Origin of the sequence: Vibrio sp. V31_P5A7T61 (assembly GCF_009904895.1) — a bacterium.
GTDB lineage: Bacteria > Pseudomonadota > Gammaproteobacteria > Enterobacterales > Vibrionaceae > Vibrio > Vibrio metschnikovii.
Window position 1 is genome coordinate 1 of the sequence record NZ_WXWI01000021.1, and the last position, 22,720, is coordinate 22,720.

19 protein-coding genes are annotated in these 22,720 nt (G+C 44.9%); 5 read left to right on the forward strand and 14 right to left on the reverse strand.

Going from position 1 to position 22,720, the window contains the following annotated elements:
• Positions 1–279: 279 nt before the first annotated feature.
• From CAG58_RS03500 to CAG58_RS03515, 4 genes are all read right to left on the reverse strand, one after another.
• The gene (locus CAG58_RS03500; protein ID WP_161426056.1) at positions 280–1,398 is read right to left on the reverse strand and encodes a lipocalin-like domain-containing protein; all 1,119 of its coding nucleotides are present in this window, start codon (positions 1,396–1,398) and stop codon (positions 280–282) included.
• The gene (locus tag CAG58_RS03505) at positions 1,395–3,854 is read right to left on the reverse strand and encodes an ABC transporter permease (protein ID WP_161426057.1); all 2,460 of its coding nucleotides are present in this window, start codon (positions 3,852–3,854) and stop codon (positions 1,395–1,397) included. Before CAG58_RS03505 ends, CAG58_RS03500 begins: the two co-directional genes overlap by 4 nt.
• A complete protein-coding gene (locus tag CAG58_RS03510) occupies positions 3,835–4,506 on the reverse strand; it encodes an ABC transporter ATP-binding protein (protein ID WP_004395380.1) in 672 nt (223 codons plus the stop codon). Before CAG58_RS03510 ends, CAG58_RS03505 begins: the two co-directional genes overlap by 20 nt.
• A 125-nt stretch (positions 4,507–4,631) precedes the next feature.
• Positions 4,632–6,008, reverse strand: coding sequence for an MATE family efflux transporter (locus CAG58_RS03515; RefSeq protein WP_004395381.1), 1,377 nt, complete (start codon positions 6,006–6,008; stop codon positions 4,632–4,634).
• Between the two features lie 181 nt (positions 6,009–6,189).
• Here CAG58_RS03515 and CAG58_RS03520 point away from each other — a divergent pair, with 181 nt between their 5' ends.
• The 3 genes from CAG58_RS03520 to CAG58_RS03530 all read left to right on the forward strand — a co-directional run bounded on the left by CAG58_RS03520 (position 6,190) and on the right by CAG58_RS03530 (position 9,532).
• The gene (locus CAG58_RS03520) at positions 6,190–7,617 is read left to right on the forward strand and encodes a DUF2867 domain-containing protein (protein WP_161426058.1); all 1,428 of its coding nucleotides are present in this window, start codon (positions 6,190–6,192) and stop codon (positions 7,615–7,617) included.
• A 161-nt stretch (positions 7,618–7,778) separates the two neighbouring features.
• On the forward strand, positions 7,779–8,693 hold the full coding sequence (locus CAG58_RS03525) for a lipase family alpha/beta hydrolase (protein WP_443084108.1): 915 nt from the start codon (positions 7,779–7,781) through the stop codon (positions 8,691–8,693).
• Positions 8,693–9,532, forward strand: coding sequence for a lipase secretion chaperone (locus tag CAG58_RS03530; protein WP_161439696.1), 840 nt, complete (start codon positions 8,693–8,695; stop codon positions 9,530–9,532). The genes CAG58_RS03525 and CAG58_RS03530 overlap by 1 nt, the downstream gene beginning before the upstream one ends.
• 205 nt (positions 9,533–9,737) lie before the next feature.
• Here CAG58_RS03530 and CAG58_RS03535 read toward each other — a convergent pair whose 3' ends face one another.
• From CAG58_RS03535 to rsuA, 3 genes are all read right to left on the reverse strand, one after another.
• Positions 9,738–10,397, reverse strand: a complete 660-nt coding sequence (locus CAG58_RS03535) for a DUF2913 family protein (RefSeq protein ID WP_161426060.1) — start codon at positions 10,395–10,397, stop codon at positions 9,738–9,740.
• Positions 10,397–11,605: a Bcr/CflA family multidrug efflux MFS transporter gene (locus CAG58_RS03540; RefSeq protein WP_004395386.1), complete on the reverse strand. Its 1,209-nt coding sequence runs from the start codon at positions 11,603–11,605 to the stop codon at positions 10,397–10,399. The genes CAG58_RS03535 and CAG58_RS03540 overlap by 1 nt, the downstream gene beginning before the upstream one ends.
• Positions 11,606–11,790: 185 nt before the next feature.
• A complete protein-coding gene (rsuA, locus tag CAG58_RS03545) occupies positions 11,791–12,486 on the reverse strand; it encodes a 16S rRNA pseudouridine(516) synthase RsuA (protein WP_004395387.1) in 696 nt (231 codons plus the stop codon).
• Positions 12,487–12,572: 86 nt separating this feature from the next.
• Here rsuA and CAG58_RS03550 point away from each other — a divergent pair, with 86 nt between their 5' ends.
• Positions 12,573–14,312, forward strand: a complete 1,740-nt coding sequence (locus tag CAG58_RS03550) for a DEAD/DEAH box helicase (protein WP_161426061.1) — start codon at positions 12,573–12,575, stop codon at positions 14,310–14,312.
• Between the two features lie 179 nt (positions 14,313–14,491).
• A complete protein-coding gene (gene rplY / locus CAG58_RS03555) occupies positions 14,492–14,770 on the forward strand; it encodes a 50S ribosomal protein L25 (RefSeq protein WP_004395389.1) in 279 nt (92 codons plus the stop codon).
• 245 nt (positions 14,771–15,015) lie between these two features.
• Here rplY and CAG58_RS03560 read toward each other — a convergent pair whose 3' ends face one another.
• The 7 genes from CAG58_RS03560 to CAG58_RS03590 form a co-directional block, all read right to left on the reverse strand.
• Positions 15,016–16,149: a hypothetical protein gene (locus CAG58_RS03560; protein WP_161429716.1), complete on the reverse strand. Its 1,134-nt coding sequence runs from the start codon at positions 16,147–16,149 to the stop codon at positions 15,016–15,018.
• A 225-nt stretch (positions 16,150–16,374) separates the two neighbouring features.
• A complete protein-coding gene (locus CAG58_RS03565) occupies positions 16,375–16,677 on the reverse strand; it encodes a MarR family transcriptional regulator (protein ID WP_161425332.1) in 303 nt (100 codons plus the stop codon).
• Between the two features lie 50 nt (positions 16,678–16,727).
• On the reverse strand, positions 16,728–18,008 hold the full coding sequence (locus CAG58_RS03570) for a tyrosine-type recombinase/integrase (RefSeq protein WP_161425331.1): 1,281 nt from the start codon (positions 18,006–18,008) through the stop codon (positions 16,728–16,730).
• A complete protein-coding gene (locus tag CAG58_RS03575) occupies positions 18,008–18,985 on the reverse strand; it encodes a hypothetical protein (protein ID WP_161425330.1) in 978 nt (325 codons plus the stop codon). The genes CAG58_RS03570 and CAG58_RS03575 overlap by 1 nt, the downstream gene beginning before the upstream one ends.
• The gene (locus CAG58_RS03580) at positions 18,985–19,188 is read right to left on the reverse strand and encodes a hypothetical protein (protein ID WP_161425329.1); all 204 of its coding nucleotides are present in this window, start codon (positions 19,186–19,188) and stop codon (positions 18,985–18,987) included. Before CAG58_RS03580 ends, CAG58_RS03575 begins: the two co-directional genes overlap by 1 nt.
• Positions 19,188–19,553 carry a phage tail protein gene (locus CAG58_RS03585; RefSeq protein WP_161425328.1) on the reverse strand — a complete coding sequence of 122 codons (366 nt, stop codon included), beginning with the start codon at positions 19,551–19,553 and terminating at the stop codon, positions 19,188–19,190. The genes CAG58_RS03580 and CAG58_RS03585 overlap by 1 nt, the downstream gene beginning before the upstream one ends.
• Before the next feature lie 3 nt (positions 19,554–19,556).
• Entirely contained in the window at positions 19,557–22,679 is a 3,123-nt protein-coding gene (locus CAG58_RS03590; RefSeq protein ID WP_161425327.1) for a phage tail tape measure protein, read from the reverse strand.
• Between the last annotated feature and the right edge of the window lie 41 nt (positions 22,680–22,720).

Consider the following 22,720-nt stretch of genomic DNA (forward strand, 5'->3'; position numbering starts at 1 on the left):
GAACAGTCATGCTTGTACCGGTAAACATGAGGTAAAAACAGAAGATGGGGAGATAAATCAACTATTGAGTCGTCATACGCTTAAACGTTGAACACAATAAAAGGCATGAGCTAGGGTCTGTTAACCTTTCGAGCTGATTTTTACAGCAGTTAGTGGTTTTTTATACAAGGCATAAGCGTTGGAATGTAGTAACGCTACCTGATAAGCCGATAACGCGGCAGAAAGGAGCCACCAACGCTGCCTGAAGGGTTAGGCCAAAATACACAGACAAAAATCAAACTAATAGCCCGTCAGCTGCATAAAACCACGGGCAGAATGCGAGCCTTGAGAATGAATGGGCCCTTGCCAATAAGGCTGGGTAAAGTCTAACCACAGATTAGGATTCAGTGGACTCAAGGTAATATCGATATTTTCTTTAGCGATCACGACCTGCCATTGCAAAGGTAACGTTTTGCCATTGGCAAGTTTGACGGATGGCAGTGGTATCATCTTGATTTCTTGCTCAGTCAAATGAGTTACCTTTCCATCTTTACTCGCCAAGGTGCCATCAATATGAGGTCTTTGATGCAGATAACGATGTCGAGTGACACTCAACGTTCGCTGTTGATCAAGGTGCAGTACAAACCAATCTAAACCTTGCTGATCTTGGCCTATCAGTCGGCTGCCCCACTCTTTACTTATCCATGCCTGACCACGTACGGCTATCGGTTGTGTATAAGGCGTTAAACGTAATGTACCTTGAATAGAGACAAATGGCGCATATACCGAGTAAGAAGCCAGTGATGAATGATGATTTTGTCGCCGCTGAAACCCTTGTTCGCCCGGTAAGATATAAGGACCTTTAGGTGTCATATGCATCGCCAACTGAAAGTTATCGGTGGCAATATCTAACTGACTCGGCAATGGCCCCGCACTTAATGATCGCCAATGCCAGTTATCGATCCACATCCGAAATGGCGGTGTTGTCACATCGGCTTGGCCAATCCCCCCTCGGGCAATACGTTGCTCTTTCCAAACTTGATAAGCATTCGCCACCGCAACATGCGATAAAAATAGTTGCGAATTTTGCCAGCCGACGCCTTGCTCGGAATCGTTCGCCAACTTAAAGAAATTCCATACTATCCCGTATTCTTGCCCCTGTTCATCTTGTACATTAGCGAAAACATGCCACCATTCATGTTGATACTGGGGATGCAAAGCAAAATCTTGTGGCAAACGAACGGGATTATCGGCAGAGGGAAAAGCAAAAACCTGTTGCTCATCGATGGAATGAGTCACCGATGACAAACGGTCAGCCGATAAGGTCAAAAAATGACTGACAAAGAATCCAATCAATAAACCAAGTGCGACCAAAACAACCGCTATCAGCCATCGCTTGTGATTCATATTATTACTCATAATGCATCCCTTAATGATTTAATCGCCGACTGACGAACTAAACGCATCACAGGAAGCGCCCCAGAAATAATCAGCGCCAGCATCGATAACATAGCCGTTTTTGCATAAGCGGCTGGCATCAGTTGCAACTCAATACTCCATCCAAATGAGTAACGGATCACCACATCAATCACCAGTGTTGCTAATGCCAAACCTAGCGGCAAGGCAATCAATAAGGAAATCAACCCAAAAACCAATAGCTGTAACGCACCAATCACCACTAACTCTTTACCTGATACACCCAAACAACGCAAAAGGGAGATATGCCGCTGACGAGAGACCTCTCCCGCTAAGGTTGCAAAGAATATCCCACACACAGCAATAAACAGCGTAATGTTGCTTAAGCTATCAGCGATAGCAAACGTGCGATCAAATACCTGCATGGCTTGATGATGAATAGAACGGTTATCAAATACACGCTCAGAATTAAGACGAAAGACACTATTTAAGCGTTTCAATAATGCTTCCCCCTCCGTTACCTGACCAGCGTTAAGCGTTACCGCTAAAGAGACATTGCCGCTACTCATAAAACCGTGCAACCAACTTTGGTGAGACATCATGACTTGATGGTAGGGATTCCCATAATCATAATACACCCCGACCACTAACCAATGTTGTCCTAAAGGCATCGATAAATCGATATAGTCACCCGGACGAATGCCAAGCCGTAACGCCATTGATTCGCTAATCATTACGCTGCGAGATTGATGAAGAAGATACCAATAATCCGGAACACCGACTTTAATGGTTAATGATTGCCGCTCACCTTCAGAATCGCCTGTACTCACCATTTGGATCATACCTTTGTCACTGGCGAGATCTTTTTCCCAACGATGCCAGACTTCTTGCACTTCAGGTTGTTGAGTCAGCCATTGTGTCATCCGTGCTGCCGAACTATTGGTTGGATAAAGATAAATATCCGCAGCTAATCGTTGATTCAACCATTTATCCGTGGTGTCTCTAAAACTGCCGACCATGGTTTCTACACCAATATTCGCCGTCATCGCCAACATAAACGCCATGGTCGCAACGCCTCGATAACTCATGCTGGCAGCGGCATCCGCAAAAAACCAACGTATTTTTACGCCACGTAAAGTATAAGAAAAACTGACAAACAGTTTCCAAATAAAATAAGGCGTTAACAACGCCGCGCTGAGGAGCATTAAGGTAATGATCACAAACCCAGAGGTTTGACTTTTCGGTGCTTGATAAATCGCAATGGCTGAGACGAGCAAGCCACAAGCCACTAATCCTTGAAAGGTAAATTCTGAGCCAGCAAAACGAACCATCGACAAACGTGTGGTTAACCGGATCGGTTGAGACTTGAGCAGACGAATTAACGGCCAAGCACAAGACGCTAATGCAGCGCAAGTAGCCATCAGTAAACTATAGCTACTCCAGCGCCAGCTCCACCCAACGGAAAGTCCTACGTTTGCATCATACAAATTGCTTAAGCTAGCAGATACCGAGGGTAATAATTGGTTGGCCAAAACTAACCCCAAAACGTTACCACAGGCCCAACTGATTAAAATCAAACCGATCAATTCTATCGATAACGCTTGCGCTAATTGCCAACCAGAAACTCCAGTTTGTCGCAAGATCCCCACTAATGGCTGACGCTGAATTAACGATAACGACATGGCTTGATAGAAAATAAACATACCGACTAAAAAAGACAGCATACCCAGTGCGGTTAAGTTCATATGAAAAGCTTGGGTGAGTGACTCTAACTCACTACGCGTGGTGCGTACTAACGCCATTCCACTGGGTAAGCTATCGGTTAATCTTTGCAATTTCTCTTTCGGCATATCACCGCAAGCAATCACCGATAACCCAGAGCTTTGACGAATACTACGCACCAATGAAAGGTCGGCAACGACTCGTGTACCATGAATCAACCCATTGGTATCAATCAATAGTGGGCCAAGCAGGCTGCCATCTTGTAATGGAATGTAGTCGCCATTATTCCAACCTTGTAACGTTGCAAAGCCATCACTGACTAAAATCGGATGTGGCGATTTAAATAAGGCTAACGTACTAATTTCATTGAATGACTGACGATTATTAAGGGGGAGCATCGCTACCGGGTCAATCCCTAAAAGCGAAAACTCCGTGCCAGTTGTCGTGGTTAAGCGATAATGATCAATAGGCACACATTGATGGAACCCTTCTCGACGTAACTGAACGTAAAAACCTTGAGGAATTTTATTAGCAATATGTTTTGGTCGAATGCGATAAGGAAGAGGATTGGCAAACAGTTTTTCACCATGCTGATAGCTCTGCTTCGCATGATGATTAATCGCCGTTACACCAACTAATAAAGAAACACTGAGTGTTAAACCCAGCCAGACGAGAAAAATTTGTAACGGGTAGCGACGATAATGCCCAAGTAACGCTTTAACTACGGGCAATAACATGCAACCTTCCTCCTTGTAAGCGAATACAACCTTCCATGTGCTGCGCCACTTTTTCACTGTGAGTGACTAACAATAAGGTACATTGTAACTGACGACTCAATGAAGTCAGTAAGCGCATCACTGCTTCAGCATTGCGTTCATCAAGGCTACCGGTTGGCTCATCCGCTAGAAGGATTTTGGGTTCCATATACAAAGCACGAGCAATTGCCGCTCGTTGCTGTTGACCGCCCGACACTTCTTCAGGATAACGACCTAAAAGCGGCATTAAATCTAATGAGGAGAGAATTTGTCTCAATAAACCTTGGTCTTCGGGTAAACCTTTAAGTTGCCGACAGAAGCGGATATTATCGGCGACATTTAAGGTCGGCAACAGGTTAAACTGTTGGAATATATGACCAATGTTATTACGCCGAAAGGCGGTGCGTTTATGCTCTGATGTACTGTGCATCGCAAAGCCGGGAAACCAAATCTCCCCCGAGTCAACACTATCTAAACCAGCGATCAAATTGAGTAAGGTGCTTTTGCCAGAGCCACTCTCACCCATTAATGCCAACTGATCACCTTGATTTAACGTCAACTCTGCACCTTGTAACACAGGGTGGAACTCATCACCATCCACAAAACCTTTGCTCAGGTCTATCAGCTGTAACATTAAACCGCTCACACCATTGCTTAAAATTAGGATTGAGAATCTACACTAAATCCCTTCGGGTAGGAAGTATTTTGGCTGTAGATCACAGAATATGAACACAATTGCACCAACTTGTTGTTATGTGTCTAGTTTCCGATCAAATTCCGCATCCATTTTTTACTGATCATTCGCCATAATGAGCCGACCCATTTGATCAATTCTTCGACTAAAAACAACAAATAAATCCACTCAGGTTTAACGTTAAAATAGATAGCGGCAATCGCCGCCAGAGGGATACCGATAATCCACTGCGCAACCACATCTTGTCCAAGACAAAATTTGACATCGCCTCCAGCACGAAGGACCCCGACAATCACTGTCATGGGTACTGAACGCAAGACAATGCCAAGGCTTAAAATCACAATGAATTTTTCTGCTAACTGACGAGTTTCTGCGGTCAGAGCACTAAACGCATTTAAGATAGGGATCTGCACAATAAACAGAACCATAGCAACCAGTATCCCAGACAGCAGGCTCAGCACCGTAACACCAATGGCTTGGTAATAAACCGCATCATACTGCTTAGCGCCTAACTGATTGCCGATCAGTACCGCGGCCGCATTAGACATACCAATTAAAAAACTCAAAGAAATCGATTCAACAGGCGTCATGACGGATAAGGCAGCCAGCCCCTGCACTCCACTTTGGCCCATGATGGCGTGGTAAACAAATAACCCTCCAGCCCATGCTAAAAAGTTAAACGTCGTCGGGAGTGATAAGCGTAGAAATCGTTCAATGGTTTGCCAGACCATGACCGCTTTTACATCAAGTAATCCAAAAGCTAATAGATGCTTTTTCCAATATAAGTAACCATACAAACAGCCCACTTCAAGAAAACCACTGAGTAACGTTGCAATCGCTGCGCCTTGAATACCGAGTGCTGGAAAGCCTAATTTGCCGAAGATTAGCACCCAGTTCAAAAATACGTTAGCCAAAATCCCAATACCACTGAAAAAAGTACTAATGCCTGGCTTATGCATCGCACGTAGGCCGACCGCCATACTACTGACACAGGCAACCGCTAACATACTAAAAGAGGTAATAACGAGATATTGACTGCCCAGTTGATTAACGAGCGCCGAATCGGTGGTCAATGCCATAATTTGTTGTGGAAAAAATAAAAATAAACCCACCGTTAATACCGCAAACAACATCGACACCAACCAAGTTAAAGCCGTGCTTTCTCTCACCCCCTGTTTATTCGCTGCTCCCCAATATTGAGCTGTTAATAGTGCCCCACCTGTCGTTACTCCCACGAGCATAATTGTGGTCACGAACGTAGCTCTTGCCGCCACACCAACCGCCGCAATTTCTGCCTCACCGAGCTGTCCCAGCATCAACACATCCACTAGCCCGCGGCTAGAAAACATGATGCTTTGTAAAGTAATCGGCAAAGCAATCGCTATCAAGCGGCGCAAAAAGTCACCTTTGGTGTAATATATCACTTGTGAAACAACGGACAACGGGGCACCTCAATGGCAAACATTAACCAGAAAAAGACATATTGAGTCGCATCAATACCAATCGGCGGTCCGTTTAATCGAGATTACTGGACCAAATGATATCGCTACAACGTCAAGTTAGAAGGCTGAATAGTGGCTGAAGATTATACGCTCAAGCCTTAGCCTATCCCAAGGAATAAAAATGAAAAAAGTATTAGTATTAGGTGCTTCAGGTTACGTCGGCTCTCAGCTTATCCCTTTATTACTTGAACAAGGTTATCAAGTCACCGCGGCGGCTCGGCAAGTCGATTATTTTACCGATCGCACCCCTAAACATAAAAATCTCACCATTATTTACCTTGATTTAACCGATCAACAGCAGACTTGTCACTGGGTCAAACAAGCGGACTTAGTCTACTTTTTAGTGCACGGCATGGCCCAAGGCGGCGATTTTATCGACTACGAATTATCCCTAGCGAATAACATGCGCGAAGCTTTACAACACAGCCAAGTCAAACACGTCATTTATCTTAGTGCTTTACAACCACCATCCAGCCATTCTGACCATTTAGCCGCTCGACAAAAAACTGGCGAAATTTTACGTCAAAGCCAAGTTCCCGTAACCGAATTAAGAGCAGGAGTGATCATCGGCCCTGGCTCAGCGGCTTTCGAGATCATGCGCGATTTTGTTTATAATTTACCCATTCTGATCACACCGCGATGGGTCGATTCAAAAGCCAACCCGATTGCTTTAGCTAATCTTAACCATTATCTGTTAGCGCTTGCTAAGGAAACCCCCGAACAACATCAACAATTTGAAGCGGGTGGCCCCGATACCCTCACCTACCGTGAACAATTTGAAGTGATTTGCCGATTAGCCAATAAACCCTTTCGGCTTTGGTCTACTGGTTTACTCACCCCTCGAATGGCCTCTTACTGGCTTGGATTAGTGACCTCGGTTCCGTCGAGTATCGGACGCGCATTGTTAGATGGCCTTGCCCATGATTTTATTGCCAATAACGATGCGCTTCAGCAACGTTATCCACAAACAATGATTGGTTATTACGATGCGGTAAAGTCCACCATCGAACAAGAGGGTACCTTTGTACGCAGTAATGTCTGGGGCTTTGACCCCGGCGCAATGCAACGTTGGCAACCGGGGTTTGGATTTTATCCTAAGCATACTGGCGCAACCATAACCACCGATGCCAATGCAGAACAGCTCTGGAAAGTCGTCAAAACCATGGGCCAGCGCCATCAAGGCTATTTTTTTGCTAATTCGTTGTGGCGAACACGTGAATGGCTCGATGTGTTATTTGGTGGAGGAAAACCAGTTCGGCGCAGCCCACCAGGAACCGAGTTGCAAGTCGGCGATTTTATCGACTCATGGAAGGTAATTCGCTGCCAGCCGCCGCGCTTTTTGTCGTTACTGTTTGGCATGAAAGGGCCCGGCTTAGGGCGTCTGGAGTTTGCCATTAAAGATCTTGGTCAGCAACGTGAACTGACTATTACCGCATGGTGGCATCCACAAGGGTTTCGTGGCCTTCTTTATTGGTTTGTGATGATGCCTGCCCACCTATTTATTTTCAAAGGCATGGTCAGAGCGATCGTGAAAAAAACCGGAAAATGAATCTGTGGGTGTCACTGACCAACGGATGAGTTATCCCCGTCACAATCACGGCGAAAACTCTCGACAGTGCAAGGAATTGACACTATTTTACATTGATATTATCAATGCCAACTTAAAACAAATAACACAAGGATATCAATGTGAGCATCATATATCGATGGATAGGTCTACTCTGTATTGGATTGGTATCCTTTCACACACCAGCGACATTCGCCAATAGTGGCTATACCGAAACCCGTTACCCATTGGTACTGGTCCATGGCATCTTCGGTTTTGATAGTATCGCCAAAATAGATTACTTCTATGGCATTCCTCATGCACTCAGTAAAGATGGTGCTACCGTATTTACTGCGCAAGTCGCAGCCGCTAACCGCTCAGAAGTACGCGGCGAGCAACTATTGGCGCAAGTTGAAACCATTCTAGCCCTAACCGGTAAAGAGAAAGTCAATCTTATCGGTCACAGTCAAGGCAGTCCAACCGCTCGTTATGTCGCTTCAGTACGTCCTGATCTGGTTGCTTCGGTGACTAGCGTTGGTGGTGTTAACTGGGGATCGCGAGTCGCTGATATTGTGAGAAATACCGTACCGGAAGACTCAATTTCTGAGGCCTTAGCAGTCAAAATCACCAATAGTTTTGTCACTTTGATCAACGTACTCTCCGGTGGCAAGGGGCTAGAACAAGATGCCTTAGCGGCGCTCGATACCTTAACCACCGAAGGCTCATTGGCTTTTAATCGTCATTATCCAGAAGGCGTTCCGACAACCTATTGTGGGCAAGGTGAAGCGCTCGCCAGTAATGGTGTTCACTATTTTTCTTGGACAGGTTCATCGGCCATTACTAACTTGCTTGATCCCACCGATATCCCCATCGGAGTTTTAAGCCTTGCTTTTGATGAACCCAATGATGGCTTAGTCTCTGTCTGCAGTAGCCATCTTGGCCAAGTCATTGGTACCCACTATAAAATGAATCATCTCGATGAAGTCAATGGGCTTTTAGGCATACGCCATCTTTTTGAGGTTTCACCCGTTACTCTTTATCGTCAACATGCCAATCGTTTGCAACAACTTGGACTGTAATGATGCGTTATAAACCTATGATGATTGCCCTCGCCATCGGAGTATTGATGGTGACATTGTCACTAATATGGTTGCATGATGATCACCCCGCGACCGCCCAACCACCGAGTGTACTGAAAAGTGACGTTGATCTTTCCTCCCCTCGCGATTTCTTGAATTATCTGGTATCAGAAATGGAACAGGTCGATGTTAACTTATTAAAACAACAATTTGCGCATTATATGGATGAGAAAATCAGCCTTGATGAGCCTTTATTTCATCAATTAATCGACTATCACCACGCTCTCGATAAGTTAAGCTTTTCATCACTGAACGGACTCGCTGCGGATTGGCAACGTCTGCATGACAAAATCGTTCATCTTCAAGGCGTTCATTTTTCTACCGATCAGCAATCTTTATTTACTGAAGAAAATCGTATTCGTCAGCTCGCGATTGATAAACAAAAACTGTTTGAAATCTACCCACAACAAAAAGCGCAACGCTTATGGGATGAGCAGATCAACCAACAACCGGATTACATTCAACGTAATGAACATAATGATCGTTTATTAAAAGCGGTTCTCACATTAGATGAGCAAGATCCACAAGACCACTACCTAGCTTTAAAAGAATGGGTGGATGAAGAAACCATTCAACGTCTTAATCACCTTGGGCAATCAAGACAGCAGTTTGATCAACAGTGGCAGCATTATGTTGAGCAAAGAAAAGTAATTGTTAAACGTTTAGTCGATCATCCTGATCAGCAACAAACACAGTTAGACGAGCTACGTCGTCGCACGTTTTCCGAACAAGATTTACGACGTGTACAAAGTTTAGAACGCATTCACTTTGATCAATAAGCATTGTGCTCAATAAGCGCTTTGGTCAATAAGATAGTATAAGTAAGAGATCGGATAAGTCACTCCCCCATTGCGGGGAATAATTATTGGATTGACGTGAGCAAACATCATCAACAACTGATGCAGATTCAAAGAGGAAACGTTACTTTTATATTTATCAGAGCCACGATAAATCGTCGCTCTGATTTAGGCTAAAACGGTAGAATTAAGAGGTTTGAAAAGAAAGGGGAATTTCCGCTAATTGGGTCCCTTGATTATCTGGAAAAATCACATATTCGCCATGGTATTTGACGTTCGATTTGTAATCAGTGCGTTTATGAAGCATAAACCCTGCTGCCGCTGCTTTCTCGACAAATCCGGCATGGTGGCCACGCACAAACCAGTTCATCGGTTTTATCAAGGCTTCGCCATCAAAACAGTCATCACACTGCCTTGAGCAAAGCGCGAAAGAGTTTTGCCCTTCGATAAATATTTGTACTTTACCACAATCCACTAATGGTTCAGAGGTTGAAACTTCCCATCCAGCTTGTTCCATTTCGTCCAAAAAGGCGTCTATTTTCTTATCCGTTAAGTGATTATCGGCATGCTCATTGAAAAACTGGGCGTAATACGCCGAAATACGTCGAAATTGCAACCACAATCCTGATTGATTCCCCTTCGAGCGCCCCGCTTTTTGCCAAACGGTTAAATCATCGCGTACACAGCGGTCAAAACGCTGACTTTTTAAAGATTTGCTCACCCAATGTACTAAAAAATGATTATTTGCCACGGGAGCATTCGCCAACTTTCCAGCAGCGTGTTCTTGTGCTAACTCTTCTAACGCGCTGTTCACCAGCTTCTGAATTTCTAAATAATACTTCGCCACTATGCGTTTCTTCCCAATGTCCAATAAAAACCCGCAGACAGCACGGAACATGCTGACATCACTAAAATCATTGGCCAAGTCACATCGCTTGGCATTGAGGCAACCACGGCACCAATCACCGAGCCGGTACCAAAGCGCAATGTACCGGACAAAGAAGAAGCCGTACCAGCGATTCGAGGATAACCGCTCAATAATAGCCCCATCGCATTACTGCCAATGGTTGAAATGGTGCCAATAAACAACACCACAAAAGGAACGGTTCCCCATAATCCCCAATCAAGAGCCCAACCGACAAATAAACCAACGCCCGCCAATAACTGAATAAATAATCCAAAGCGCAACATGGCATGCGAACCAACGCGTCGCACAAATCGACCATTAATGCTGGTCATCGCGATCATCGCAATAATATTGAGCGCAAACAGATAACCAAACTGGTTTGGTGTCACACCATAAATGTCAATATAAACAAAAGATCCTGCGGTCAAAAAGGCAAACATTCCCGAAAATGAAAAAGCTCCAGCGAAAATCAGCCCCATCGCCTGACCATTACGGCATAATTGCGCATAGTTTTTCATGGTGTTCATAAATCGCAATGGTTGACGATTTTCTATTGCCAGTGTCTCAGGCACTTTCCAAAGTACCATCGCCATCACGACCACAGCAAAGATAGCCAACACCCAAAAAATGGAACGCCAACCAAACCAAACGGCTAAATGCCCACCAATCAATGGCGCAACTAACGGCGCGAGTGTAACCACTAAGGTGACAAAAGACATTGCACGAGCAAAGTCTTCTCGATCAAACATATCGCGCACAACCGCCTGAATCACTACTGCGGCAGCTGCGCCTGCAAACCCTTGAGCGGCACGAATATAAGTTAATGCCTCGATACCGTGTGTCGTGGCACTAAAAACTGAAGCCACCGCAAATAAAAATACCCCTGACAACATCACCGGACGACGACCATAACTGTCCGCTAACGGGCCGTGCAATAATTGTCCAATCGCAAAACCTGCCGTATAAGCCGTTAACGTTAATTGCACGGAACCGGCAGTAGTACCTAAATCTTTGGCGATAGCGGGCATTGCAGGTAAATACATGTCGATAGCGAGTGGGGTTAACGCCCCGATAGCGCCCAACACAATAAACAGCAAAAAGCCAAGGCTAGAAGCATCATATTTAGCGGGGGCAGTATTGGAAGTCATAAGTCTCCGTTTTATCAATGAATATGATTTAACTCTGGTCGATAGCCTATCGACTCAATCGCTGATGTTGCCGATCAGCAACCCATTTCTTTATTCCGAGGGCTTAGGATAAGCGTTCGCTACGAAGCCGATTGTATGTTCAAATATAAGGAAACTCGATGGCCGTGTTTCCTAAGGTTGAGCGATCAGTTCCAGACAGAAGCGATTTCCGATTCGGTCAAATAACGAGATTCTCCCGGCTCAAGGCCAGGGTCCAAAACAATATCGCCCACACGTTCACGATGTAACCCAACGACCTTATTACCAAGAGCTGCAAACATACGCTTAACTTGATGATATTTACCTTCGTGAATGGTCAACAAAACCTGTTGTTGATCTATGATTTCTAGTTGAGCAGGTCGGGTTAGATCTCGCTCACCGCGTAACTCAATTCCCTTCGCAAACTGCTCAGTATACTCGGCGGCAATGGGATCTGCGAGCCAGACACGGTAAGTTTTTTCACAATGATGTTTAGGTGACGTCACCCGGTGTGACCACTGCCCATCATCAGTGATTAACACGAGCCCTGTGGTATCAACGTCCAAGCGCCCAGCAAAATGCAAGTCCCGTTGGTTAGCCTCATCCAATAATACAAAGGCCGTTTGGTTGAAGCTGTCTTCATGAGAACAAACATAACCTTGAGGCTTATGCAGCATGATATAACGAGGGCCACTTAAGGTCAGCGCTCTGCCTTGCCACTCAACCTGCGATAACTCGGTAACTTGACATGAACCACTTTTGCGAACAATACCATCGACCGTTACATCGCCACTTTTTAAAAGTTGAGTCGACTCTTTACGTGTGGTGCCGAGCGCATCACACAAAAATTTATCTAAACGCATGAATACCTCATCTGCTTGAAGTCAGGTATTATACAAGCCTCACTCAAAATAGTTGAACTATTTCACATAATTAATCCCTTGCCTTTATGTATACCTTACGACCTTATCAAGCGGATTCAGTCAAAGCCGTGATTCATTACTTTCGTCAGCACAGTACCCCTGCGGTGATTGTCCTCCCTACCGGTGCAGGAAAAAGCTTAGTAATTGCTGAATTAGCACGTTTAGCTAAAGGGCGAGTATTAGTTCTGGCCCATGTTAAAGAACTGGTGGAACAAAACCATGCCAAATATGAAGGCTATGGGCTCGCTGGTGGCATATTTTCGGCCGGACTAGGACGAAAAGAGAGCGAACATGCGGTGGTGTTTGCTTCCGTGCAGTCTGTGGTACGAAATTTATCGACTTTTCAACAGCCATTTTCGTTATTAGTGATTGATGAATGTCATCGAGTCCCCGATGATAAAGACAGCAGCTATCAAAAAGTCATTAGCCACTTATTGACCCTCAACCCAAAGATGAAGGTGCTCGGTTTAACCGCAACCCCTTATCGACTAGGCATGGGATGGATCTATCAGTACCACACTCGTGGGCTCGTGCGCAGTGAAGAGCCACGTTTTTTCAAAGATTGCATTTTTGAATTACCGATCCACTACTTATTGGATGAAGGTTTCTTAACTCCAGCGCGTCTGATTGATGCGCCTATCCTCAGCTACGATTTCTCTCAGTTAAGCCCAACGACTAGCGGACGATACAAAGAATCTGAACTCGATCTGGTTATCGAGCAATCCAAACGCGCAACACCACAAATCGTTCAACAAATTATTCAGTTAGCGCACAACAAGCAAGGGGTAATGATTTTTGCGGCTACGGTTCGTCACGCCCAAGAGATCCTTAGTTTACTGCCTGAACAACAATCCGCCTTAGTGATTGGCGATACATCATCACAAGATCGCGATCGGATCATCCAACGTTTTAAACAGCAAGAGATCAAATTTTTGGTCAATGTCTCAGTATTAACCACCGGCTTTGATGCTCCACATGTCGATTTGATTGCTATTCTAAGACCCACCGAGTCGGTGAGTTTATACCAACAAATCGTCGGTCGAGGTTTACGTCTCGCGCCGGGAAAAAACGAATGTTTGGTGCTTGATTATGCAGGTAATCAGTATGATCTGTATCAACCCGAAGTCGGCGATCCGAAACCCGACTCTAACAGTGAAATCATTACTATTCCTTGTCCTGCTTGCGGCTTTAATAATAACTTTTGGGGCAAACTGGATGCGAACGGCTTTCTTCTCGAACACTATGGGCGGCGATGCCAAGGCTATTTTGAAGATAAAGAGACTGCAGAGCGCGAACATTGCGGCTACCGTTTTCGTGCCAAATATTGCAATCAATGCGGAGCCGATAACGACATCGCTGCGCGAATTTGTCACGAATGCCAAGCGACGCTAGTGGATCCGGATAAAAAGCTTAAAGAGGCATTAAGCTTAAAAGATGCATTAGTGTTTGCGTGTCTCACCATGACATTCAGCGTTCATAAAGATAGCAAAGGAAAAAACCATCTTCGAGTGACTTATCTTGGTGAGAATAACGCCCAAGTGCACGAGTTTTGGTCACTCACAACCCCAAAACAGAAAGCTATCTTTAAACAGCGTTTCGTTCGCCCCCATCTGGCCGATAAACATCGAGCATTTGACGCCGCATCACCGAGTAAAGTCGTCGATCATCAGCACCGTTTTCGACCACCGCAATTCGTTATCGCACGAAAAAATGGCCGATTTTGGGCACTGAGGGATAAAATTTTTGCCGATGAGCTCAGTGATTAACCATGCTGGGGATTGCCTAGTATGAAGCCATCATTTTTATTGCTCATCCTAACGTAGAATGTTAGTATCCGCGCTCGTTTTGAGAGTGATTATTATCGCTAACGAAGCGCTACGACAGCACAAGGTCGCATTGATGCTGTCACACTTACTATTTTTTTACTAATTTGAGAGTAAATACTATGAAATTCAATGCAGTAGTGCGTACTGAACTAGGTAAAGGTGCGAGCCGCCGCCTACGTCACACTGGTCTATTCCCAGCTATCGTTTACGGTGGTGAAGCAGCGCCAGTATCTATCGCTCTAAAACACGATGATGTGATCAACCAAATGGATAAGCCAGAGTTCTACGAAGCGATTACTCTAGTTATCGACGGTACTGAAGTTAAAGTTAAGCCTCAAGACGTTCAACGTCACGTGTTCAAGCCAAAAGTTGAGCACATGGACTTCATCCGTATCTAATTCCCTACCAAGGAATTTGTTGGATAAAATCCAACCTTTTGCATAAATAAGATTTTTTGGCCTTACCATCCAAACCATCTAAAAATCAGAAACCCCGATGCTACCAACATCGGGGTTTCGCCGTTTAAAAAGTCCAAAAAAGCCATTTTCACCATTAATTACATATAGTTAGAATACTTGACTAAGTTGTGGGTGTAATTAGGGTGGTATAAAGGTGTCATTATACAGTAGTTTTTAAGCTACTTTTAGATCCCCAAAAAGTCTTTTAATCGCTCAAATATTCCTTTCCTCTTAATCAGTCTCTTAGCTGGAATTCTCATCGGTTGCTGAGTCTGAGCTTTGTTTGTAACAACAGTTGGTTCAACTAGCTCCACTTCTGGCTCTGGCTCTGGCTCGGTGACTCTTGATTCGAAATCAACATTTTTACCGTCAACTTCTGGATTTCTCACAGTAATTTCATTTTCTAGTTTAAACGTTCCCCAAAAGTTCGGCAAAAATCTTGGCGTTTCCCCAAAGTATGGATGAGCAAATTGTGAATATACGCAATGAAAAACGTGTGGTTCATACTTATCTTGTTTACCGACAAAGAAAATATATGCTGTTTCTTGTGTTTTGTTCTTGAATGCTTCAGTAGATAATTGTCTTACGTACTTTAGGCCTTCAATTAATGATTGCTTTTGGTGCTCTGTCCACCCATCCGTTTCAAAGCGAACTTTATAGTTTTGACCACTTTGATTCTTTCGCATTAACTCAATTATGAAATGGTCTTCATTGACAATAATTGGTACAGAATTTTTAACTTCACAATAGAATACATAATTGTCTTTGTACCCTATATTCCACTTTGACGTTATTTCTTGGAATGATTCGCGATAAGTTAAAGGACGCTTTAAGAAATTGAGGGGTAGAGAACCATGGTTATCCGGATCCTCTAAATAGAAATCTACCAACGCCCCTAACATTGATGAAAATTGATTTTTTTTCTCAACTCTTGATGTGCCAGATTTTGTGCCTCCGCCACTAGTATTTTTTACAGATGTCTGCCCACTAGAGCCTAATTTCACTTCTCCTGATTGTTTACTCGGTTCTATAAAATCAGTCACATAAGGTAGTTTAAATGAACTAGATCCTGCCCCACCATTAATGTTCTTCTCTCTGCCAGTCATTGTCTCGTAATGACAACCTTCAGCATGATGCTTTTTATACTGAAACGCTGGGGAACGCTTTTTAGTATTAACAGCCCATGGAGATGCTGGATATCGACAACGCATATTTGGACATTCATATAATCCTTTAGGAATAACATTAACATTTTCATATCGATTTAACTGAAAGGCTTCTTCAATCATTCCTGTATTAATATTCCTAGCTCTAGTCAATTCTACCATCCGTAAATGCACTACTTGCAAGGTAATACGTTAATAACAAACTTATGCTCTCTTTACAATCTAATTTAGCGTTACGCATCACGCATAACAATTCAACAATAAGAATAGGCATTCACTACCTTCTTGGTGGTGGTGACCTATAACTTTGGAAAATTTTTATTTCCCGTGAGTTGGCATCGTTTGCATGGGATTAGGGCTGGAAAGTACCTTTTGCCTCTAGCAATGAAGGGAAGAACAGAGAGAATAAGCAAACTCAACACCTCCGCATTGACGTATGCACCCTCGTCTCTCTAAAAACAATTTTCGGTTTAATTCTTTCAGAAGAGTGCTTGCCCAACTATCAGAAAGATCCAGTCTGCTTGCTATTTGTGATGCTGTAACGCTTTCACCGTGACGAATCGAGTGCAACACTCTCAACTGAGTCTTGCTTAGTTTGATACGCGCAACTTGGTGTGGTACTGAGCGCGCTGCGGTTATAAGAGCCTCGTTTATTGGCTCATTTTGGCATAAAAACGACATCTAATTATCATCCGCTTAGATTTATATTTGATGTGAGCTATTGAATTGATCTAAATAGCCTTTTTGATGATCTCTTGATCTATTGAGACAGGTCTAAAACAGGTTCGCCAGCAGCTTTTTAGCCACTCGTGATAGCGAGAAATGGCTTCTTTTTTCTGCAGTTCAATGTGAGTATGAATATAAGCAAGATCTAACTTGCCTTTGGCATGATTCAATAGCGTCTCTGCAACCATGTAATCGATGCCAATATCAGCCCAAATTGAACGAGCCCTTTTTCGTAGGTCATGCCCACTCCATGCGGCATTCGAAACTGACTTAACTAACTGGCTAGCTAGCGCACCGTAGATGCATGAACCAGAGCGTAAATCACTCGGGAATAAATACTCGCCCTTATATCCTAGTCCCGTTTGCCATTGCTTGTATGATTGCAATAGCTCAATCATTGGATCAGATAGTGGGTAAACCATGGTTTGTCGCGTTTTTGTATCGCCACTTGGGATTGTCCAGCACTTCATTGTAAAGCTCACATTGGACCATTTTGCTTTGCGAGTTTCTCCAATACGTGAGCCATGGCCAAGCATCATCATCACAAGCAAGCGAGTTGGATTATCAGCAAAGTCTAATGCCCTCAATGCGTCTGGAACTTGATCTGTCGATAAGCGGCATTCGCGAACCTGAGCTTTTGTGATTGAAAAATTATCAGGGAAAAAGTCACGAAAGTGGACATCAGCCAGCGGGTTAACACTAATGTGCTTTAATCTTTTGGCTGTCGTGTATGCAGACTTGAGTAAATTAAACATCGCTTTTACGTAGCTTAAAGATAGGCCGCTCTCAAACATTGGCTGAATAAGCTCTTCATCAATCAATTCGGCGTCAATTGTCATGATCGGCTCACCGTGAAAGATACCCATTAAGTGTCGATTTGCCATGCTCTTGATGTTTGCCAAACGCTCCTTTGAGGACTTCCCCAGCTTAAACTGCCTCGTCACATGCCAGTCAATCAGCTGATCAACCGTCTCAAATCGCCTAAAGTTAACAACGTTGCTTTTAGCGATCTGAACCGTCGTTGCGCTAACTAAGTCCATGATGTCTTTTGCTTGTGTCGCTGGATATGTGCCGATGCGATGCGGAACTTGCTCACCATTTTTATATTGATATAACCACCAAGTGCCGCCTGTTCTTGCTGCATTAAAACGAAGATATAAAGAACTTCGTACATCTTTTAGCTGCCTAACCATGGGGTCGCGCAAGTATTTACGCACTTGAGTATCAGAGATTTTTAGTGCCACCGTAAATTGCGAATGCACCTTGTAATTCAAACGAATACCCATTACTCACTCCCTAATGCTGTTGCTTGAATGGTCATGCTGCTAGGCTGTCTGCCTCTGCCAGTAAAAGTCACCGAATCAATCGAGCATTCACCCTGAAATGCCCGAGGAAATGACGCATCTAAAACAGCAATTCCCTCGGCAAATGCTAGAGGATTAGGCGGGGCGGTAATCGTTAATTTTCTGCCCTCTCGCTGTATGCGTCTTAATTCTGTGTTGCATGCCTGCTCTGCTTCAGCTTCCGACTGATAGTCTCGACCGATCAATTTAAACGGTCGCTCACCAACCATCACCTCTATTCGATCTCCGCTTTCAGTAGTCAAGTATGATGCTCTTACACCGTTGAACTCGTCACGTCCGTCAAGATCAATGTCAACGTTCACAAATTCAGATGGCACGCCCTTATTAACATCAAGATGTGACAGCGTAATTGTTTCAATATTCTTGCCGCTGGCACTTCTTGTCTCGCCCTTGGGCGCAATGACATACCTATCTTCAACAATCTTGGAAATCGCATCGAACTGTTTAGCTAAACGGCGAATAAAAGCAGGGGCGCTCTCATCAGTGCGATCGACATGCTCGATTTTAATATTTTGTAATTTAGGATGAACAAAAACAGAGAACCCATGTGGGGCCACACAGTCAGAAACAATTTCATAGATCGTTGCGTCATTCCAACTGGCTGAGCGCTTTGCCCGATATTCGGTATCGTCTGTGACACTAAACGGGGCAACGCTTAAAATCAGGCGAAGCTCACGTGACGACAAGCTTAATGAACGCTTAGAAATCTGAAACTCGTCTCGATATACGTCGTCTAAATAAACCTTGTACTTTTCTCCCTTCTGAGGGATGCCATCGACGTCTTCAGAGAAAATGGAGAGCGTGAGAGAGTCTCCCTCAACGCCGTTCGCATCGGTAAGCTGCCATGTCTTTAGCAGCTCCATCATCAGTTCAGCGTTTTTACCTTCAAGTTTTAGCATTAATCCCAACTCCGTGTTGCGCTTATCGAGCGCTGATTAACTGTTTGTTCTGGTAGAATGACGGTGCAATCGTGAGAAAACGTGTCTCCACGAACGTGCGGATTGAGTCGATAAAACTCCGATTCGACTCGATCGCCATCGTGCCCTAAATGCTGAAAAAGCAGATCGGCAATTAGCCCACCCGCTTTCGCTATTACTCTCATTAACGAAACTCCATCAATTGCAAGCTCACTTCCGTCACCATCGCTCGACCATCATGAACTAACTCTGATCGGCCTTCTTTGATTTGCTTAATGGTCCATTTACCCAAGTTAAACCCTTGGCCATCACTGACTTGTTGGGGTTCTAACAATAGGTCGCGCAATGATGCGGCATTTTTAGCTGCGCCGTAGCGGGTCCATTTTGCAGAAATATCAATCGTATCGAACGGCCTACCCGTAAACTCAGACTTGCTGCCATCGATCACGGAAACCTCAGAATAAGCGCCATTGCTGACTCGCTCCATTTTGCTTATGGGGGTTTTATCCCCCATAGAAAAGACGAATTCACCGATCACTAAGTGGTGCATTTGTTAGCTCCTGTCGATTGCTGATATGGATAGTGATTCATCAATGGACAGTCCAGCCATGCCCAGCTCTCTTTGCAGTGCATCAGAAACCTGCTGAGCAACCAGCAAAGCTAATTGCTTTTCATCCATACCTGATGCTGCATTGATTTGAATTTTCGGAGCGCCGATCTGTATCGGGGGTTGTGATCGAGCAATTGATTCCTTTTTCTCTTTCTCTTCAATTCTCTCCCTGACAGTATCGGAGCTGGTCAAGCGGTCTTGAGGCTCACCCATTAGCCAGCTAAATGATCCGCCCTGCCATGAGAGCGGCTTTTCTGAAAATGCGGCTCGTTCATCAAGTATGCTTGATATCTTAGCCACCTCTGTGAGTTGATTTTTCTCCTTTCGATCGCTATTAAACTCATCGACTCTCACGTAAGAATTTAAATTTCGCTCGCTCTCACTTTGAGTATTCACGATTGAGTTTTGGGTTTCTTCATCTTTTGTGAGCTGCCTGTTTACAATGTTAAGGCTGTTCTCATTGGCGGGGTTATCCGAGCCTTGCACTGTCTCATTGAGTTGATGATTTCTCTCTTTGTTTTCGCTAGTAAACCCATCGGTTCTCGCGTAAGTGTTTAGCTTTAGCTCGCTTTCGCTAGACTTTTCGCTCTTAGTAAGCTTCTCGCCAACCCAGCCACCAAACCACCCTCCGGCATAATCCCCAACCAACGATCCAGCAAGTCCGCCGACAACCGTACCAATACCCGGTAAGATGGCAGTCCCGATTGCTGCGCCAAGGCTTGCTCCGCCAAGCCCACCTAGTAATCCACCGCCTTCCTCGATCGCTGTTTTTTTATCGCCATCGACCAATGCACTCGCCATGTTAGTTGCTGACATCGCAATGGAAAGCGGTCGCAAGAATCGCCCCAACCCACCTTTTGCGATATCACCGCCGATATCGACTGCATCTTGTGCTAACGCAGGAACAGGCATCATCGCTAAAGCGCCACCCGCAAGCGACATGGGTAGCGCGTGTGATCTCGCAGTCATTGCGGAAGAAGCAAAGTTATAAGCCTTAGCAAGAGGGTTTCGAGAACGAGAGCGATGAAGCGCGGGGCGATTGCTAGCGACTGATCGACGTCGCCCAGCACCTCGCATTCCCCCCCGGCCCATGCCTCCCCGACCCGAGGCCATTAAAGTTTGATTTAGCCGGCTAAATTGTCGGGCCGCAAACTGAGCCGCGCGACCACTTTCATTCGTCTCTCTGTTTAAGCCTTTTCGAAACAACCGTCCCTTATCAAGCGTATTGCCAAAAATTAATGATGCCGCTTTGCCTGCTAGCATTGCGCCTTTGAGCGCAACAAAGGCAGCAATACCAATGCCAACAGCGGCGGTGACGCCTTGATTTGCTTCAGCAAAATTGCTGAGCATGTCAACGCCCTCACCCAGCGGTTTCAGTGCCCAGTTCAATGCGGGTAAAATTGCGGTGCCAATTATTGTGCTTAATCTGCTCAACTTATTGATAAATATTTGAATTCCGACTTCACTTGTGTCTAATCGTGTTTGAAACTCTTTTTTCAACGAGTTCAAGTGAACTTCTTCAGATTCGTTAGCGAGCTTACGTAATCGAACGAATTCGCCCGTATTGCCAGCCAAAGCCGCAACCGCACCTTTCACCTCTTCGCCAAAAATTTGAGAGATCAGGGCGCTTTGTTCTTCAAGCGGTGCAGCTTTAATCGCGTCCAATACTTCAAGTAAGCTTCCAGCTGCATCATCTTGCATTGATGCCGCTAATGAGCCAGCATCAAAGCCAATGGCTGATAGTGCTTTTTTCTGATTTCCTGAGGCAGCGTCGCCAAGCGTTAATCGTCCAGAGATATTCTTAACAGCGGTGGACACTCGTTCTTCACTCATCCCTGTCGCGATCATCGTGGTCGCCAGCGCTGCTGCGTCGTTATTAGAAAAGCCAGCCAGCTTCGCTGTGGCTCCCTCTCTAGCCATCACCGATGCAAGCTGCTTGGGGTCCATATTGGAGTCAGCGGCCATGTAATTGATCATACCAGCCAGAGAGAGCGCACTTTGCTGATCTAGGTTTAACGCTGCTTTAAAGTCGGATAGTGTTTTCCCTGCTTGTGACGCTTCCATGTCGAAAGCGACGCCCATCATTGTTGAATCTAAAACGAAGTTTTGTAAATCGTTTAAGTCTTTGATACCGGAGCGACCGCCCGCGGCCAGCATTGCGTTGATATCGTTAGCGCTTAAGCCGCCGCCCTCTTTTGATGATGAGGTTTTTAGTGACCACTGCCTCATTGCCACCGCTTCTTCTGGTGACATATCAACAACTTTGGTCACATCAGCAAAAGACGACTCATTTTTAACCGCGCTCCATAGCGTGGCGGCCACTGGTGCGGCAGCCACAGCAAGTGAAGTCGCTTCGCTTCTAATTTCGCCTAACTTTGCATTACGAGTGTCAATCCGAGACTGGATTGATTGCATCTCTTTCATGCGGGCATTTTGCCGAGCAATGGCCGAAGTTGCTTTATCTGCTTGCTTTTCTAGTCGTTGCTGTTCATCACCTAGGCGCTTTGTGTTAATACCAGAGGCTTTTAGCTCCGCGCCAAGCCCGCGTAGCTTATTGCGTTGCTGGTCCTTTTTATTGTTAAGCTCAGTAACGCGTTGATTGGCTTTTTTATATGCAGAGTTAAGCTCTGAGGTTTTGACCTTGCCTTGGTGCATCTCAAGGTTAAGCGACTCTAGACGGTTTTGAGCTTGATGTAGCCTATTTTGCAGCTGAACCGCACCTTCACCTGATGCGCTCTTGAGTTGATTGTTCAGTCCACGAATTTCGGCTTGTGTCTGGCTTTGTGCGACTTTTAGATTGTTTGTGCGCGCGCGGCTCTCTTCTAACTTTCGGCCAAGTTCGCCCACCGAGGTTTCAGCTTGTTTTGACTGCTCTCTCAGCTTTTCCATGCGCTTGATAGCAGACTGATAACCCTCCACTTTTTTAAGTTGAGAATTAAGGCTGATCACCTCGCCTCGCTGCGTTTCTATTGCGGCAGTCAGGCGCTCTGCAGCTGATGTAGTAGAAGTAATATCCTCGATACCCTTGACAGTGGTATCAAGTATTAAGCTGATTTTCTCAGACATTGCGCGCTCCGAGTTTTGATAAAATCAACTCATAACGACGC

Coding starts and splice junctions, on each gene's coding strand:
- CAG58_RS03500 (WP_161426056.1), bottom strand. CDS start 1,398: ATGAGTAATAATATGAATCACAAGCGATGGCTGATAGCGGTTGTTTTG.
- CAG58_RS03505 (WP_161426057.1), bottom strand. CDS start 3,854: ATGTTATTGCCCGTAGTTAAAGCGTTACTTGGGCATTATCGTCGCTAC.
- CAG58_RS03510 (WP_004395380.1), bottom strand. CDS start 4,506: ATGTTACAGCTGATAGACCTGAGCAAAGGTTTTGTGGATGGTGATGAG.
- CAG58_RS03520 (WP_161426058.1), top strand. CDS start 6,190: ATGAAAAAAGTATTAGTATTAGGTGCTTCAGGTTACGTCGGCTCTCAG.
- CAG58_RS03530 (WP_161439696.1), top strand. CDS start 8,693: ATGATGCGTTATAAACCTATGATGATTGCCCTCGCCATCGGAGTATTG.
- CAG58_RS03540 (WP_004395386.1), bottom strand. CDS start 11,605: ATGACTTCCAATACTGCCCCCGCTAAATATGATGCTTCTAGCCTTGGC.
- rsuA (WP_004395387.1), bottom strand. CDS start 12,486: ATGCGTTTAGATAAATTTTTGTGTGATGCGCTCGGCACCACACGTAAA.
- CAG58_RS03550 (WP_161426061.1), top strand. CDS start 12,573: ATGTATACCTTACGACCTTATCAAGCGGATTCAGTCAAAGCCGTGATT.
- rplY (WP_004395389.1), top strand. CDS start 14,492: ATGAAATTCAATGCAGTAGTGCGTACTGAACTAGGTAAAGGTGCGAGC.
- CAG58_RS03565 (WP_161425332.1), bottom strand. CDS start 16,677: ATGTCGTTTTTATGCCAAAATGAGCCAATAAACGAGGCTCTTATAACC.
- CAG58_RS03570 (WP_161425331.1), bottom strand. CDS start 18,008: ATGGGTATTCGTTTGAATTACAAGGTGCATTCGCAATTTACGGTGGCA.
- CAG58_RS03575 (WP_161425330.1), bottom strand. CDS start 18,985: ATGCTAAAACTTGAAGGTAAAAACGCTGAACTGATGATGGAGCTGCTA.
- CAG58_RS03580 (WP_161425329.1), bottom strand. CDS start 19,188: ATGAGAGTAATAGCGAAAGCGGGTGGGCTAATTGCCGATCTGCTTTTT.
- CAG58_RS03585 (WP_161425328.1), bottom strand. CDS start 19,553: ATGCACCACTTAGTGATCGGTGAATTCGTCTTTTCTATGGGGGATAAA.
- CAG58_RS03590 (WP_161425327.1), bottom strand. CDS start 22,679: ATGTCTGAGAAAATCAGCTTAATACTTGATACCACTGTCAAGGGTATC.